Source organism: Psychrobacter sp. NG25 (assembly GCF_015234355.1).
In the GTDB taxonomy this organism is placed as follows: domain Bacteria; phylum Pseudomonadota; class Gammaproteobacteria; order Pseudomonadales; family Moraxellaceae; genus Psychrobacter.
The window spans coordinates 43,662-59,772 of record NZ_JADGMV010000008.1; the positions used below are offsets into that span (position 1 = coordinate 43,662).

General features: G+C 42.5%; 14 protein-coding genes and 1 tRNA gene. 11 read left to right on the forward strand and 4 right to left on the reverse strand.

Annotated features, from left to right (window positions below; all coding sequences use genetic code 11):
- Positions 1 to 217 precede the first annotated feature (217 nt).
- On the reverse strand, positions 218 to 1,777 hold the full coding sequence (locus IPZ60_RS11960) for a sodium:alanine symporter family protein (protein ID WP_194198006.1): 1,560 nt from the start codon (positions 1,775 to 1,777) through the stop codon (positions 218 to 220).
- Positions 1,778 to 2,852: 1,075 nt separating this feature from the next.
- Between IPZ60_RS11960 and IPZ60_RS11965 the strand changes: the two genes are divergently transcribed.
- From IPZ60_RS11965 to IPZ60_RS11980, 4 genes are all read left to right on the forward strand, one after another.
- Positions 2,853 to 3,485 carry a LemA family protein gene (locus tag IPZ60_RS11965; RefSeq protein WP_194198007.1) on the forward strand — a complete coding sequence of 211 codons (633 nt, stop codon included), beginning with the start codon at positions 2,853 to 2,855 and terminating at the stop codon, positions 3,483 to 3,485.
- Positions 3,486 to 3,734: 249 nt separating this feature from the next.
- Positions 3,735 to 4,898, forward strand: coding sequence for a YgcG family protein (locus IPZ60_RS11970; protein ID WP_194198008.1), 1,164 nt, complete (start codon positions 3,735 to 3,737; stop codon positions 4,896 to 4,898).
- Between the two features lie 92 nt (positions 4,899 to 4,990).
- A complete protein-coding gene (locus IPZ60_RS11975) occupies positions 4,991 to 5,515 on the forward strand; it encodes a TPM domain-containing protein (protein WP_194198009.1) in 525 nt (174 codons plus the stop codon).
- Positions 5,516 to 5,707: 192 nt separating this feature from the next.
- The gene (locus IPZ60_RS11980) at positions 5,708 to 6,706 is read left to right on the forward strand and encodes an adenosine deaminase (protein ID WP_194198010.1); all 999 of its coding nucleotides are present in this window, start codon (positions 5,708 to 5,710) and stop codon (positions 6,704 to 6,706) included.
- Positions 6,707 to 6,866: 160 nt separating this feature from the next.
- Here IPZ60_RS11980 and IPZ60_RS11985 read toward each other — a convergent pair whose 3' ends face one another.
- On the reverse strand, positions 6,867 to 7,667 hold the full coding sequence (locus IPZ60_RS11985) for an NAD-dependent deacylase (RefSeq protein WP_194198011.1): 801 nt from the start codon (positions 7,665 to 7,667) through the stop codon (positions 6,867 to 6,869).
- Between the two features lie 35 nt (positions 7,668 to 7,702).
- On the opposite strand from IPZ60_RS11985, the gene IPZ60_RS11990 reads away from it, so the two are divergent.
- Complete coding sequence (locus IPZ60_RS11990; protein WP_194198012.1) at positions 7,703 to 8,071, forward strand: hypothetical protein; 369 nt, start codon at positions 7,703 to 7,705, stop codon at positions 8,069 to 8,071.
- Positions 8,072 to 8,206: 135 nt separating this feature from the next.
- On the opposite strand, the gene IPZ60_RS11995 is transcribed toward IPZ60_RS11990, so the two are convergent.
- Positions 8,207 to 8,283 (reverse strand) — tRNA-Arg (locus IPZ60_RS11995).
- A 413-nt stretch (positions 8,284 to 8,696) separates the two neighbouring features.
- Here IPZ60_RS11995 and IPZ60_RS12000 point away from each other — a divergent pair.
- The 5 genes from IPZ60_RS12000 to IPZ60_RS12020 all read left to right on the forward strand — a co-directional run bounded on the left by IPZ60_RS12000 (position 8,697) and on the right by IPZ60_RS12020 (position 12,976).
- Positions 8,697 to 9,362, forward strand: a complete 666-nt coding sequence (locus tag IPZ60_RS12000; protein WP_194198013.1) for a cytochrome c5 family protein — start codon at positions 8,697 to 8,699, stop codon at positions 9,360 to 9,362.
- Positions 9,363 to 9,594: 232 nt separating this feature from the next.
- Positions 9,595 to 10,557, forward strand: coding sequence for an ABC transporter ATP-binding protein (locus IPZ60_RS12005; protein WP_194198014.1), 963 nt, complete (start codon positions 9,595 to 9,597; stop codon positions 10,555 to 10,557).
- Between the two features lie 29 nt (positions 10,558 to 10,586).
- A complete protein-coding gene (locus IPZ60_RS12010) occupies positions 10,587 to 11,360 on the forward strand; it encodes an ABC transporter permease (RefSeq protein ID WP_194198088.1) in 774 nt (257 codons plus the stop codon).
- A 253-nt stretch (positions 11,361 to 11,613) separates the two neighbouring features.
- Positions 11,614 to 12,498: an NADPH-dependent 7-cyano-7-deazaguanine reductase QueF gene (gene queF, locus IPZ60_RS12015; RefSeq protein ID WP_194198015.1), complete on the forward strand. Its 885-nt coding sequence runs from the start codon at positions 11,614 to 11,616 to the stop codon at positions 12,496 to 12,498.
- Between the two features lie 76 nt (positions 12,499 to 12,574).
- Complete coding sequence (locus IPZ60_RS12020) at positions 12,575 to 12,976, forward strand: lysozyme inhibitor LprI family protein (RefSeq protein WP_194198016.1); 402 nt, start codon at positions 12,575 to 12,577, stop codon at positions 12,974 to 12,976.
- An 86-nt stretch (positions 12,977 to 13,062) separates the two neighbouring features.
- On the opposite strand, the gene IPZ60_RS12025 is transcribed toward IPZ60_RS12020, so the two are convergent.
- Positions 13,063 to 14,781, reverse strand: coding sequence for a proline--tRNA ligase (locus IPZ60_RS12025; RefSeq protein WP_194198017.1), 1,719 nt, complete (start codon positions 14,779 to 14,781; stop codon positions 13,063 to 13,065).
- A 579-nt stretch (positions 14,782 to 15,360) separates the two neighbouring features.
- Here IPZ60_RS12025 and IPZ60_RS12030 point away from each other — a divergent pair.
- The gene (locus tag IPZ60_RS12030; protein ID WP_194198018.1) at positions 15,361 to 16,110 is read left to right on the forward strand and encodes a DUF4230 domain-containing protein; all 750 of its coding nucleotides are present in this window, start codon (positions 15,361 to 15,363) and stop codon (positions 16,108 to 16,110) included.
- Position 16,111: the final 1 nt, after the last annotated feature.

The window sequence follows — 16,111 nt, forward strand, 5'->3', positions numbered from 1 at the left end:
TCATGAGTGCGTAGAGTTAGAGGTACACCACATCTGTATAAGTACATAAGAGAGTAGGTACGCGTCTTATGATTAACTCTGTTGTATCTATATTTTAGCAGTGCTGGTTTTATATTTATTCATTGAGACTGCACAAATAAAAAAGCCCAAGACACTTGTCTTGGGCTTTTTTTAGAGGCTTAAAGAACCACTACTTTAGAGAGTTTTAGTAAACGTATTACTTAGCTTCTTTGTTAAGTGGATTTGCAGCCAATCTTTGTTGCTCTTCTGCATGACGCTCTTCCCAATAAGTCGCATTCTTGATACCAAATTTCTTAGGATCAAACACGAATCGTTTGGCAGTAGTACCGCCACCAGCTTTGAGCTGTGCTTCGTAATCTCGTAGGATATCGATAGCAGGGCGTGCGACAAAGAAGATCACGATGATACCAACGATGTTCAACCAAGCCATCAGGCCAACACCAACGTCGCCAAGTCCCCAGATATATCCAGAGCTGTTTAGTGCGCCATAAGCAACCATAAACATGATGATAAGCTTAACAACGAACTGACCAGCTTTACTAGCGCCTTTGCCCATAGAGCGGGTAAGGTACGAGATATTGACTTCGGCGATGTAGTAGTACGCCAAGATAGTCGTAAAGGCAAAGAAGAATACAGCAATGGCAATGAACGTATTACCAAAAGTACCGTAAACTGATTCCATCGCCATTTGGGTAAATGCAGGCGCATTGATTTCAGTAGTCGCTGCTACGTTTTGAACCAAGAACTGGCCATCAGGTAGTGTGCCTTGAATGTTGTACATGCCTGTAGACAAAATCATGAAGGCAGTCGCAGAACAAACAAGTAAGGTATCAACATAAACTGAGAATGCTTGTACCAAACCCTGCTGTGCGGGATGGTCAACTGCAGCAGCTGCGGCAGCGTGAGGACCTGTGCCCTGACCAGCTTCGTTTGAGTAAATACCGCGTTTCACACCCCAACCGATAGCAGCACCAAAGCCTGCTTGAGCAGTAAATGCATCACCAACGATTGAACCAAATACGTGAGGGATCATGCTGAAGTTAGAGAACATGATAAGCAGGGCTAAAATAATATAACCAACTGCCATAAATGGTACAGCGTATTCAGTAAAGGTCGCAATACGTTTGATACCACCAAAGATGATGAATCCTAATACCACTAAGATAATACCAAGAGCGATAATACGAGTCGTACCAGTTTCGATACCCATGAAGTTCATGACTGAACCTTCACCGGCGACCTGAGCCACAGCGTTGATAACGCCGTTCGCCTGTACACCAGGTAAGAAGATACCACAAGAAACGATAGAAGCAATGGCGAATAAAATACCATACCACTTTTGACCAAGCGCACGCTCGAAGTAGTAAGCAGGGCCACCGCGGTATTCACCCGTTACGACGTCACGCTCTTTATAAATCTGACCCAAGGTAGATTCAACATAAGCGGTTGAAGCACCTAAGAAGGCCACAACCCACATCCAGAATACGGCACCTGGACCACCAAAACCAATGGCAGCAGCAACACCAGCAATGTTACCCATACCTACACGACCGGCTAGAGAAACGGCTAGTGCCTGAAATGACGAGATACCATCATTATCAGGTTTCCCCTTAAACAGTAACCTGATCATTTCACCGAATAGGCGGACTTGCACAAAACGCGTTAAGATGGAATAAAATAGACCCGCGCCTAAGCACAGATAGATCAGCGCAGGGCTCCAGATAATTCCGTTTACTAAGTTAACTAAACCTTCCATATTCATATTCCTAGTACTGTCTCAAAGTGGCTCTGTATGCTAGGAGTAAGCTAACTGGTTAACTTACTTATTTAAGTTAAGCAGTTAAATTAGCTACATCGACTCATGTATATTACTTGAGTCTCATACGTGCTTAGCCACTAAGAATGGACTGTAGTTTTCTGTGTTTATCCGCGTATATTAATAGCAATATTGACCGTTTATATAGTGCTTGCTATTGACAATATTAGTATCAACGGATAAAACAGGCAGTTATATAATTAAATACTTATTGTAGTGACAGTATTCAATTTGCTATGAGCCGTTCCGATTGACTACACTATTGGCATGGCTGATTAAGTTTAGCGAGTGACTATTTATAAATACTTACTATAACTATCTAGCTAGTAGTTAACTGATATTTATATAGAAATCAGAAATTCACTAATACTAATCATACTATAAGTCCACTACCAAATGTATTCAAACCGTACGGCTACGTAACTGCAATTTGCCATATTTTTGTACCAATTACTAGAATTTTCTTTTTATATAAGCATATATATGTATATTTGATGCGTTGAATACAGTGAGGGTCAAGTATAAAACATCACATATATCGCCATTTTGTAAATCTTAGATTCAGATACAAGGATATATAGATTGATTTATAGGTTAGTAGGCTCTCTAATAGCCCAAAAAGGCTTATAGCTAGATGAGGTTCAACTCATAGAATAGTTGGCTTTCCAATGGTGTTTGCGATGTACTATCGTTTGATAGTCAGTAATAAAAGCAAATGGGCGAAAGCAGGTGGCGGTTGTTTTTTGGTAATCATGAATTGTAAAAGTGCTGTGATAGCATCATCATTGTTAGAATACTTTATAGACGATCATATGACACTTATAAATAGAGATACATAAATAGAGAGATATAAGTAAAGGTATGATGACTGATACGCTAGCGATACCTCTATCAATCTTTATAAAGTGATATCAGTAACATAAAGCTGCATAAGCATTCAAAATCGGTACCCAAAAATTATTAAAAAATGTGTTACTAAGTATTTTGTTATTTATCATTATTAGGAGAAACAACGATGAAGCGTCAATCCATTGTAAAACCCATTATGTTGGCAGCCGTATTAGCGACTTCTACCGTTGGTCTAAGCGGTTGTGGCTATAACAACCTGCAGGCGAAAGATGAGCAAGTGACGGCATCATGGTCAGAAGTGGTCAACCAATACCAACGCCGCTCTGACTTGGTGCCAAACTTGGTCAAAGTGGTTCAGCAGTATGCTGAGCAAGAGCAAGAGGTATTCACTCAGGTGGCAGAAGCTCGCTCACGTGCCGGTGGCATTACGGTAACGCCAGAAGTGCTCAATGATCCAGAAGCGATGGAGCGTTATGCAGCTGCGCAAGAGCAGATGACTGGTGCGCTATCACGTCTAATGGCTGTGTCTGAGCGCTATCCTGAGCTAAAATCAGATGCGCTATTCCAAGATTTACAGGCGCAGTTAGAAGGCACTGAAAATCGCATTACGGTCGCTCGTAACCGTTATATTCAAGAAGTACAATCGTATAATACGACGGTGCGCCAGTTCCCAACCAATATCACCGCCAAAGTATTTGGTATGGATACCAAGCCAAATTTTAGCGTGGCGAACGAAGAATCTATTTCAACGGCGCCGACTGTTGATTTTGGTGATGACGATGCAGCGAGTACTCAATAAAGCGCATTGAATGAAGCTGTTGATAGAGCAGTATTAGCTGCTCTATACGTTTAGAGTAGTCAGCCAGATTTATTTTAAAGGTATTGATAAGTATGAATACCTATCAATTTATAGTTAGTCAAAGGTAGCTTGGATACAAAGCAGGCGAGTGGAAGTACTACCGATGGTAGACTGAGCGAGCCTGACGCCATATCCAATTTATATAGAATTGACTATAGTACAGATGTCACTTGAGGTGGTATAGATTAGATGAATCATTCAAAAGCAATCTTATCAGTATTACTGCTCACACTCAGCGTTAGTGGTGCGCCTATGCTACACGCTGCGCCTAACGAAGTTGCTGCGGCCAATAGCACGTCGAGCTTGCAAGATCGTAGTGTCGAAGACTTGGTGGCACTTGCTAAAGCAGGTGAGTCCAATGAAGCCATCAACGATGCCGTGTTGGGTAATGACGCTATCAATGATGCCGTCCTTGGCAACGAGGCGATTAATCCTAATGCGGCTAACGATGAAGCGACATCAAGCTCGCAGCCAACCGCTCAAGCACCAATACAGTCAAGTGCAGAGAGTGTCGATGCTGATAAGCTGATACTGAACTCGCCCGTGGTTGACCAAGCTAATATCTTAAACCCGCAAGAAAAACAGCGATTAGAGGCACAGCTTAGAAGCATTTATCAGCAAGGTTTTGCCCAAGCCGCAGTGGTGATCGTGCCTACCACGAATGGTGTGCCAATATTTGATTATGCATTAGAAGTGGCTGAAAAGTGGCAGCTAGGTAATGAAGATATCGATGATGGCTTACTGATGGTAGTCGCTGTTAATGACCGTGACATGTATATTTTGACAGGTTACGGATTAGAAGGTGTGTTACCAGACGCTGCGGTCAGCCGAATTATTCGTGAAGATATCACGCCGTTGTTTAAGCAAAACGATTATGGTGCTGGGATACTGGCAGGTGTCGGGGCATTAAAGGCACGCTTGACTGCTGATCCTGATGTGTTGGCTCGTGCTGATGAGCAAGCTGCAGAGCGCACTGCTCAACAAGGCTCAAATGAGCTACCATCACCTACTTTCTTATTTATTATGGCATTGGTATTTGGTGGTGTTATTACCAGTATCTTTGGGCGCGTGTTTGGTTCTACTATAACCGCTGGTGGTTTTTTTGTGGGATCATTAGCCTTGGGTGGCAGCTTCATTATGACATCTATTATGACGATATTTATATGGCTGTTTTTGATATTTGCTAGTGGTGGTGGAGGCGGTAAAGGCGGTGGTAAACGTAGACGCAGAGGCGGAATGATCTTCTTACCTGGAGGTAGCGGTGGCGGCTTTGGCAGTGGTGGTTTCGGTGGCGGCGGCTTTGGCGGCGGCGGTGGTGGATTTGGCGGCGGTGGTGCTGGCGGATCATGGTAGACGCTGGCTAGAACTCTTGATAAAACTAGAGCTCTTGATAAAAATAGATACTAAATCTCCATTAGCAATGACGTACTTGAGGAAATAATATAATGGCAGAAAACAACACTTCAAATCCCAGTTTTGCTCGCTGGTGGCGTCAAGTTTTGTTTGTCCCTCTCTTGCATAGTAAGTGGCTGACAGAAGAGGCCAAAGCTCGTCTCACAGAAAAGGTAACACAAGCAGAGCGTGGGCATCGTGGTGAGGTGTTTTTGATTGTAGAAAACAATCTGCCTATTCAAGACGCTTATCACGTTGGCTGCCGGGCACGTGCGATTGATTTGTTTAGTGAATATCGCGTTTGGGATACTGAAGAAAATACAGGTGTTTTAATCTACGTCAATGTTTGCGAGCATCAGCTAGAGATCGTTGCGGATCGTGGTATCAGTGCTCACGTCAGTCCAACTGTCTGGCGCGCGATGTGCGACAAAGCCGTGTCAGGCATTGTCAATCAAAAAACAGAAGAAAGTCTGGCTGAATTATTGGATGAAGTGGGGCAAGTAATGCGCCAGTATTATCATCTTGAGCATGATCCAGCGGGTAACGAATTGTCTGATACTGTGGTGTTTTTAAAGTAATGTTTATCATCGTATCTAATAGCTGTTGTTTTAGATTCTATCGCTTCTCTATGGTTTCACCCTCAATTGAAATATAATAGCGTTTCTAGAAAGAGAGCGATTGAGATATAACTTAAGCATATATACAAATACCGCATTTATAAAAGCCTTTCTCGATAACATCCTAATATGAAAAGTCACTACTGGAACACTATGATTGATTTAATACAGAAACTACCGAAAGCCGAACTTCACTTACATATCGAAGGCTCATTAGAGCCTGAGCTGATGTTTAGATTGGCAAAAAAAAACCAGATAGAGATTCCGTATAAAGACATAGAAGACGTGCGTAACGCCTATAACTTTACTAATCTGCAAACGTTTTTAGATATTTACTATGCAGGTGCAAACGTCCTTATCACCAAAGATGACTTCTATGATTTAACATGGGAATACATTCTGAAGTGTGTTGAAGACAATGTCATTCACACAGAGATATTCTTTGATCCACAAACCCATACCGAAAGAGGCGTGCCTTTTGAAGCGGTAATCACCGGTATCAAAGAAGCGCTTGCTGATGCCAAAGAAAAGTATGGCATTACTTCTTGCATCATCATGTGTTTTTTAAGACATTTATCACAAGAAGAAGCCTTTAAGACGCTAGAAGAAGCGATAGCGTTCAAAGACGATATTATTGGCGTTGGTCTTGACTCTTCAGAGTTAGGCAATCCTCCTTCGAAGTTCAAAGGTGTCTTTAAAACGGCAGAAGAAGCAGGATTTAAGTTGGTCGCACATGCTGGTGAAGAGGCAGATTTTTCCTACATTTATGAAGCATTAGATCTATTGAATATCAATAGAATCGATCATGGCGTGCAGTCTATAAAAAGCCCAGAACTCATGCAAAGGCTTAAAGATGAGCAAATGCCGCTGACCGTTTGCCCGAACTCTAATATCGAACTAAAAGTCTTCGGGAATTATAAAGAACACAATATAAAAGAGCTGCTAGATTACGGTCTGAATATCAGTGTCAATTCTGATGATCCAGCATATTTCAAAGGCTATATCAATCAGAACTTTATAAATATCTGTGAAAACCTACCGTTAACAGAAGACGACATCGTTACTTTAGTAAAGAATTCGTTTAGGTCTTCTTTTATAGATGATGAGTTAAAAGCGGAATATCTAGCGAAAGTTGATCTGGCACTACAGTAAATCAACTATGATTAGGTTCTAGTATCTAAGGCTTAACGGTTTTTATGAATCGTTAAGCCTTTTTTATTGTGGCATTGGAGCGCCGTCAACGAAGCAATCAAGAGAAATAATACTGAATTGTATTTTATATCTAATGTCAGTATCAGTTATACCATTGTGGCTACAGCGCAGTAATCCCTTGTATTAATATTGGTAGGATGATCCCTGCTTTTTCTGCTAACGTAATATCAACGAGTGTATTTGGTGTCGGGTCTGGGTTTATCTCGATAACTTTGGCACCATTTTGTTTGGCTAACTGCGATAGTCCTGCAGCAGGATAGACGAGGCTTGATGTGCCAATACTTATAAATACCTCGCAGTTCGTTACAGCATTTTCAGCTGTCTGCCATTCTTCTACAGGTAATGCTTCACCAAACCATACGATGTCTGGTCTGATATATCCATCGCAATGCTCGCAGGTTATTAGCGTTTCATCGAAACTAAGAGAGTTCTCGCTACTATACGAGTTTCTTACCTGGTTTGGGTAGGGCATCTCACACTGACTACAACGATTGCACCACAGATTGCCATGTAAATGGGTAACTGTGCTACCAGCCTGTTCGTGCAAGTCATCGACATTTTGGGTGATAAGTGTCACTTGTTGATCGGAAGACTGAGCATGATACTGCCACTGTGCTAAGGCGTCGTGTGCTGGATTTGGCTTTTTATCGGCGACCACTTGCCGGCGCCATTGATACCATGACCATACTAGCTTTGGATCGCGAAGGAACGCATCTGGCGTGGCTAAGTCTTCTACGCCATAGTTCTCCCACAACCCTGTTTGTTTGTCTCGAAACGTTGGGATACCGCTTTCTGCAGAAATACCTGCCCCTGTCAAAATGCAAATACGCTGTTTCGACTTCAATAACTTGGTGGCAAGTGCTACTTCTACTATTAACGCTGGTGATAATTCTGCTAACATGAGCCAACCCTTGCTAATGATGGATATTTTTTCTTATGATAGATGGAATTTGGTGGCTTGTCATACTGTTTGCCGTTATCGCAGTCTTATGGCTGTTGGCAAAGGCGCGTGGTGCTAAAGCGGGCGAAAAACACAGCCATAAACCGAGTGCAAAGGCGAATAAACCTATTAATGATAGCCTACAAAAAACCTCAGCACTATTGAAGCAGTATTTCCCTGATTATCGAGTAAACCGTAAAGCGAATCATTTATTGCTCAGCAAGCAAGACAAAAAAATTGCGATGATTACCATTGATAAAAAAATAGACGTTGGTCAACGTCGTTTGGGAGATGTCCCTGTGATTAACTACCACCGTGTACCTAGTCGCGCTCAGTTGACTGCTAACTTGCAAGACGCAGAGTAATTTTTGCGATAAGTGAGGGGTTCGTAAGTATACGAGCACAGAAAAGCCGCAAACATTTTGAAGTGTAATTTTGACGAGTATGGGCAATTTGGGGTAGTACTAAGGAAGGGCGGAGCAATGTTGGAAAATAATGATTGGTGCGCTCGGCGGGAATCGAACCCACGACCCTCGGCTTCGGAGACCGATACTCTATCCAACTGAGCTACGAGCGCATAATATGCTGAACCAACGACTCTATTCAAGGGCACTTAATGGATGAATGCTGCGCTAACCAACAAGACATATCAATGAATGGTATGAATAATCAGCTGTATTCTTAAGTATCGAATAAGTGTCGAAAAATAAAGACCGCTTAGTCTAACAAATAAAAACCATAAAGCCAATAAATGACGGTAGCGATTGATGTTTTTTAAGAAAAAACAAGATAGTCATTAAACAGGCATGGCAATTTACCTGTCTTTTCCCTTATAATGTCATGGAGAATTCATATTTATAATCACCGATTACAAGTGTGCTGGCACGCGGGATGGCTGTTTGCTATTGATAACCAAAGGTTGTCAAAGGAGGATAGGCAGAATGTCTGAGCTGTGCAGGCCTTTGTATACGTAATAAGAGAACGTGACGAATGAGAAAAGTAGTTATGTTATCGGCAGCTGCCATTCTAGGAATCGCTAGTATCGCGGTGAGCCAAGCTGAAAGTGTTGTAGAAACGCCTGCAACTGTCTCTGCTGTAGCAGACACACAGGAAGTGGTAGAAAACGCGCCTGAGCAGTCAGGTGATGATGCACAAGCCGCTGCAGATGCAACAGATGGCGCAGCTCCTGCTGATGAAGCCGCACCTGTAGATGGTGAAGGTGCTGAAGAAACAGCCGCTGCAGCACCTGCTGCTGTTGAAGAGCCGATTCCACAAGATACGCCACAAGTACAAAAACTGATTGCGCTATATCCTAACCTGATTGCTCGTATTCATCCTGTTGCTACCGTCTGCTTTGAAGATGATGAAGTATGTGATGTTACGGCACGTGTTGCTGGCCCAGCTCCTGGTGATGGACCTCGCGATGGTAAAGCTGTATACAATGCTGTATGTCATACTTGTCATGCAGCGGGCTTGCTAGGCTCTCCTGTCTTTGCTGATGCCGGCGCTTGGGGACCACGCATAGCAAAAGGTACAGATACGCTATATACCCATGCTATCAATGGTTTCAACGCAATGCCTGCCAAAGGTGGCGCGGATATCCCTGATGAAGAAGTTCAAAATGCCGTAGATTATATGGTTGAAGCAGCAAGCTAATCTGTCCCAAGTGTTTTGCCAAGCTTTTACGATAGATATCTATAAAGCGCCTATCTCATTCAATGGGATAGGCGCTTTTTTCATCATAAATATTATCAATATGAAACTTCAGCTGCAATGTAGTTGAAATTCGTCAGCAGCAGCCTCATTTTATGACTTTACAGCATCTATTCTAACTATTCATCATTTCAAAATATTTTTACATACATTTATAACAAACAAAGAGGTCTTCATGTCAGAAGTACCAGCACTTACGATAAAAAACTTATCCAAAACTTATGATAATGGGTTTTCGGCTCTAAAAGGAGTCGATTTAACTGTGCCACAAGGTGGTTTTTTTGCATTATTGGGTCCCAATGGTGCAGGTAAATCAACCATGATTGGTATCATTAGTTCGCTGTTTAAGCCGACTACAGGCAGTGTGCATATCTTTGGCACTGACTTGTTGGAAAACCCTTCTGTCGCGAAACAGTACCTCGGTATCGTACCGCAAGAGTTTAATTTTAATATGTTCGAAAAAGTCGAAGATATTTTGATTACACAGGCAGGTTACTTTGGTATTCCTGCCAAAGAAGCGAAGCCTCGTGCGAAACGACTACTAACAGCGCTGGGTCTATGGGATAAGCGTGATAGTAAATCGCGTGAGCTATCGGGTGGTATGAAACGCCGTTTGATGATTGCCCGCGCATTGATTCATAAGCCAAAATTATTGATTTTGGATGAGCCAACGGCTGGGGTCGATATTGAGCTGCGCCGCTCTATGTGGGAGTTTATGCAACAGATTAATATCGAAGAAAAGACCACTATCATTCTGACCACTCACTATCTTGAAGAAGCAGAGCAGCTGTGTAAGCGTATCGCTATCTTGGATCATGGTGAGATTCGTATTAACACGGAAATGAAAGATTTGTTGGCACAGCTATCGGTGGAAACATTCGTTTTTGATTTGGAAGTGCCAGTTACTAGGCAACTGGTTTTGACAGGTGTGACAGGGATAACCCAGCCGGATGATCAGACACTCGAAGTAACCTTGACAGAAGGTGAGTCGATGAATAATGTCTTTGCCCAGTTATCGGAGCAGGGCATCACTGTGGGAAGCATGCGTAACAAAGCCAATCGATTAGAAGAGTTGTTTATGCGCTTAGTAGATAAAAATATTCAAAGTGCAGACAGCATGAAGGAGGCGGGATTATGAGTCAAGAAATGATAGATCCTAATAAAACCATGTCATTGAGCAAAAAGTGGATTGCATTTCGCACTATATTGTTAAAAGAAGTTCGCCGGATTTTGCGCATTTGGCCACAGACATTACTGCCACCAGTCATCACCATGAGTCTTTATTTTGTCATCTTTGGTAAAATGATCGGCTCACGTGTGGGTGAGATGGGCGGGGTGCCGTACATGCAGTTCATCGTGCCTGGTTTGATTATGATGTCGATTATTACCAACAGTTACTCCAACGTGGTGTCGAGCTTCTTTAGTGCTAAATTCACTTCTAGTATCGAGGAACTATTGGTTTCGCCTGTATCCAAACATGCGATTTTGATGGGGTATATCAGTGGCGGTATTTTCCGTGGACTGGCCATTGGTGTCATCGTTTCGATAGTCGCACTGTTTTTTACCGACTTGGGCATTGAGCATTTATTTGTGACCATATTTACGGTACTAGGCACGTCTATCTTATTTTCGCTTGGCGGCTTTATCAATGCCGTTTTTGCTCGCTCATTTGATGATATTTCTATCATTCCAAGCTTTGTATTGACGCCGCTTACCTATCTTGGTGGTGTATTTTATTCGATGGAAAACTTATCACCATTTTGGCAAAATATCTCATTATTAAACCCTATTGTTTATATGGTCAACTCATTCCGTTACGGTATCCTTGGCTATTCTGATGTCAATGTTTGGTACTCGATGGCCGCTATTTTTGTTTTTTGTGCAATATTCTATACTATCGCCTATCGCTTACTCAGTAATGGCTCACGTGTACGTTTGTAGTCAAAATTGTTATAAATAAATAAACCGTTTTACTATCAAAGCCTGACATTGTTGGGCTTTTTTATGGCACCTTTTTAAAGGTTGAGGTGGTCTGTAACCTAAGACAGTCTTTTGAGACAGTGGCTTTAACAAAAAATCTGGTCAGTTGAGTGCTGATATTTGCTTAAGCCAAATTCATTATCGACCAGCGTATTATTACTGTAAAATAACCCCTTTATGATTCGAACGTATTCTATAGCTTAGAAGGTAATTTATGAGTATCCACGGTATTTTAGGTGAGCAAACCACGGACTATCCAACTGAATATAGCCCAGAGACGCTATATCCTATCGCCCGTAGTATGGGACGCGATGTAATTGGCTGGCAAGATGATAAGTTAACGGTTGGCGTTGATTGGTGGCAGGCATTTGAGATGTCTTGGTTGAATACGCAAGGTATTTCACAAGTAGCCATCGCGCGCTTTGCGATTCCTGCCAGCTCACCGTTTATCGTAGAATCAAAATCGCTTAAGCTGTATTTAAACAGTATCAATTTTACCGAATTTGCTAGCTGGGCAGAGGTGCAAGCGCTGATTGCCAAAGATTTATCAGCCTGCGTACAAGCAGAAGTAAACGTTGAGCTATTTGGTTTAGATGATGAGCAAGGCAATGAGCAGTCAGGGTTATTGATTGCACAGCCTGAAGGCGTCTGTATTGATGATGCCTTGGCAAATAGCGATGAGAAAGTGGCGTTATGTGAGCATCCTGATGCATCACTGCTGAGTGATAATGAAGCAGAAACGAGTGGCGAGAGCATGATAAGTGACAGCACTCAGCCTTATACTTTTTATTCTAATTTGCTGCGTAGTAACTGTCCGGTGACCAATCAGCCAGACTGGGGAACACTGGCAGTATCGATTACGACGGATAAGCCCGTTAATACAGCTAATATATTGCGCTATATTTTAAGCTTCCGTCAGCATAATGGCTTCCATGAGCAATGTGTCGAGCAGATATTTGCTGATTTGAGTCGGTATTACGAGCCAAGCACATTGTTGGTTCGCGCATGGTACACGCGCCGAGGCGGTATCGATATCAATCCTTGCCGTGTCAGTGATATAAATCTACTACCACAGCCAAGCCGTTTAATTCGTCAGTAAATAAATATCGATGTTATGAGTTGCGATTACGTCCTATAATTAATCAACTTTATTCATCTAAGGTAAGGATACCAGTATGAAATTGATAACTCATGTTGTAACGGTAGTGGGCGTAGCTGTGCTATCTCTGTCTACGATGTTATCAGCACAAGCGGCATCCGCCGAAAGTGAGTACACTTGTGAAGATGCCTATATGGAAGTGGCTTATGACTGTGGTAAGGATGCGGTCCAAGTTGAAAAAAATAGGCTTAACAAAATATACATGACTGCGTATCGCACCTTATCACCTACCCAAAAGCAGCAGCTTGATAAAGAGCAGATTACCTGGCTAAAAGCCCGCAGCAAGCAGTGTGACTTTGAGCATGATGGCCCCATGAACAATACCGTGGTATATGCCATGATTAATTCTGATGTTTGTACCGCTAACGAGACACAGAAGCGTAGCAAGGTGATTGCTAAAAGATATAATATTAAGTAGTTTTTTTAGCTAAATCACACGCGAAAAAGCGCCTATCTCATTAAATGAAATAGGCGCTTTTTATGGCATAGTTTTTAAGATTAAAACTATTTACCGCTTACTTTTGCCATGACTTCTTCACGGCTTAGCATTTGCTTTTCTGCTTCACGGCGATTGACGTATTCGTACTTACCTTCAGCCAAGTTACGGTCTGAAACCACGATACGATGTGGAATACCAATCAATTCTAGATCAGCAAACTTAACGCCTGGACGCTCGTTACGATCATCTAGCAACACGTTAATGCCTTGAGCTTTTAACTCTTCATACAGTGCTGTAGCAGTCTGCATGACGGTCTCTTCTTTTGACTTCATCGGTATGATAGCGACTTCAAAAGGAGCGATTGAATCATTAACCGTTGGCGTCTTCGGCCACATGATACCGTTTTCATCGTTGTTCTGCTCAATGGCAGCAGCGATGATACGGCTCACACCGATACCGTAGCAACCCATCATTAGCGTGACGGGTTTGCCATCTTCACCAGAAACGCGGCAATTCATGGCTTGCGAGTATTTATCACCCAACTGGAAGATGTGACCGACTTCGATACCACGTTTGATTTTCAGCGTGCCCTTACCATCAGGAGATGGATCGCCTTCTTGTACATTACGTACATCGACGATACGTGTGATACGAGCATCACGAGCCCAGTTCATACCGATAGTATGCTTATTGACTTCATTAGCACCGCACACAAAGTCTGACAACGTAGCAGCTGAACGATCGACAAAGACAGGCATATCTAGGTCAACACCGATATAGCCTTTGTGCAAACCAGCTGCTTTTAGCTCTTCATCAGAAGCTAATGTCAGTGGCACATTGGCCTCTTCAATTTTTTCAGCTTTGATGGTATTGAGCTGATGATCACCGCGCAACACGATAGCAATCAGTTGTGGCTCATCGTCTTCGGTATGACCGTGGACGATTAGGGTTTTGACTGTATTCTCTAACGGCACATCTAGATGCTCAGCTACCATTTTACAGCTGGTCATATCTTCCGTTAAAACGTCTTCGCGTTCCATTTTTGGCGGTTGACGCTCAGCAGTGCTTACCGATTCAGCCAGCTCAACGTTAGCCGCATAATCAGAAGAATCTGAGAACGCGATATCGTCTTCGCCACTGTCTGCCAATACATGGAACTCATGAGAAGCAAAACCACCGATAGACCCTGTATCCGCTTGTACTGCACGGAAGTCTAAACCCAAACGGGTAAAGATGCGCGTATAAGCGTCATACATATCATGGTAAGTTTTGGCCAATGAAGCTTGGTCAACGTGGAATGAATAAGCATCTTTCATCGTAAATTCGCGCGCGCGCATCACACCAAAGCGTGGACGAATCTCGTCACGGAATTTGTTTTGAATTTGGAAGAAAGTAATCGGTAGTTGTTTATAACTACGTAGCTCACCTTGGGCAAGATTGGTAATGACTTCTTCATGCGTTGGACCAAGCACAAAATCACGATCATGACGGTCTTTGAAGCGTAATAGCTCAGGACCATAATCGTCAAAACGTCCGGTCGTTTGCCAAAGCTCAGCAGGCTGAGTCATCGGCATCAGCACTTCTTGTGCACCGATATTCTGCATCTCTTCACGAACAATGCGCTCGACTTTTTGCAAGATGCGTAGCCCCATGGGCAGCCAAATATATAACCCAGAAGCAATCTTTCGGATAAGACCTGCACGCACCATCAATTGGCTTGAGGCGATGTCGGCATCACTTGGGGTTTCTTTTAGTGTGGCAAATAAAAATTGACTGGCTTTCATAAATAAAGCGTAACCTTATCAACGATAAAAAATAAGAAGAAATAGTAGGATGTTGAGCGTATGGCTAATCGTTTCATGGCCGCCGCAAGCTTACCTTTATAACTTAGCAATAATCTAGGGCATTTCCTAGTGACTAACATTCAGTGAATAAAATGCTCATAATAAAGAGCATCTTAGTAAAACCGCTCTAATAATATAGAAGAGGGGAAATCTTGATTGATGCATCAGTATGCTGAAATACAAAATATTCAGGCCAAAAGCCTGATAAATACTTTGATACTGACATTTTATTCATACAATCTGACTATGTTAGGTAAAGTTTGCCTAAGACGCAATGACTTTCTGTTTTTTAAGACCGAACATTGCATAAAGGTAGCGATGAGGTTGTTATAACTCGATTATTTACCAGTTCTAAGCCTATTTTTAGAAAATCTTGAAGAATTTTTTGACTAACAACGCATCAGTAATTATGTAGGGTATTGGTAGCTATTACTTGAAGTTACTCCGTGTACATAGCATTTATATTTTATATACCAATCTGCCATGTGCTTCATACGACAAAACCTTGAGGATGCTTATATGAATAGTCCTGATAATCGATCTTCTGTTAATGCTAATAAGACCAATCCACAAGGTAAAAAACCCATCGCAATGATGTCGTGGATTGTGTTGCTTATCGGTTTAATAGCTATCGTTTTTGCGATTTATAGTGTTCAAAACAGTACCAAGGAAGCGCCAATAGAAACTATTACTCGTGAAGGCGTGGTTACTCAAATCCAAAACCTAAATCGTTTAGAAACGGTGTCGTTTAGTGTCGATACCGTTATTACCAGCCAGCGTGGTGGTAGTTGGCAAAAGCTGTGGCAAGATGAGCAAAAAGGATTATTTATTGCGCATGGACGTGTTGAGGCAGGGGTAGATCTGAGCGCCTTGACACCTGAGATGGTACAAGTGGTTCAGCCTGTTGCTTCTGATGTAAATGATGACCAAACATCGGAGGCTAACACGACGGCATCGACCATGCCACAAATCAATATCACCTTGCCACCATCAGAGATATTTTCGGTGTATTTAGACGATATTGAGATTTATGATTGGCAGACTGGTGCGTTTGGTATGATGCAAGTCGATCCAAAGATATTTGACCAAGCGCAGAGCATGGCCAAAAAAGAAGTCCTAGAGCGTGCGTGCCGCGGTGATGTAATGACGATGGCTCTACAAAATTCACAGACACAGTTGCAGCAACTGTTTGCGCTGACTGGTGCAGTCGTTACGGTGACCACACAAGGTGCAGGCGCATGTCAGTTTCCATCGGTTACGAATGGCTAAT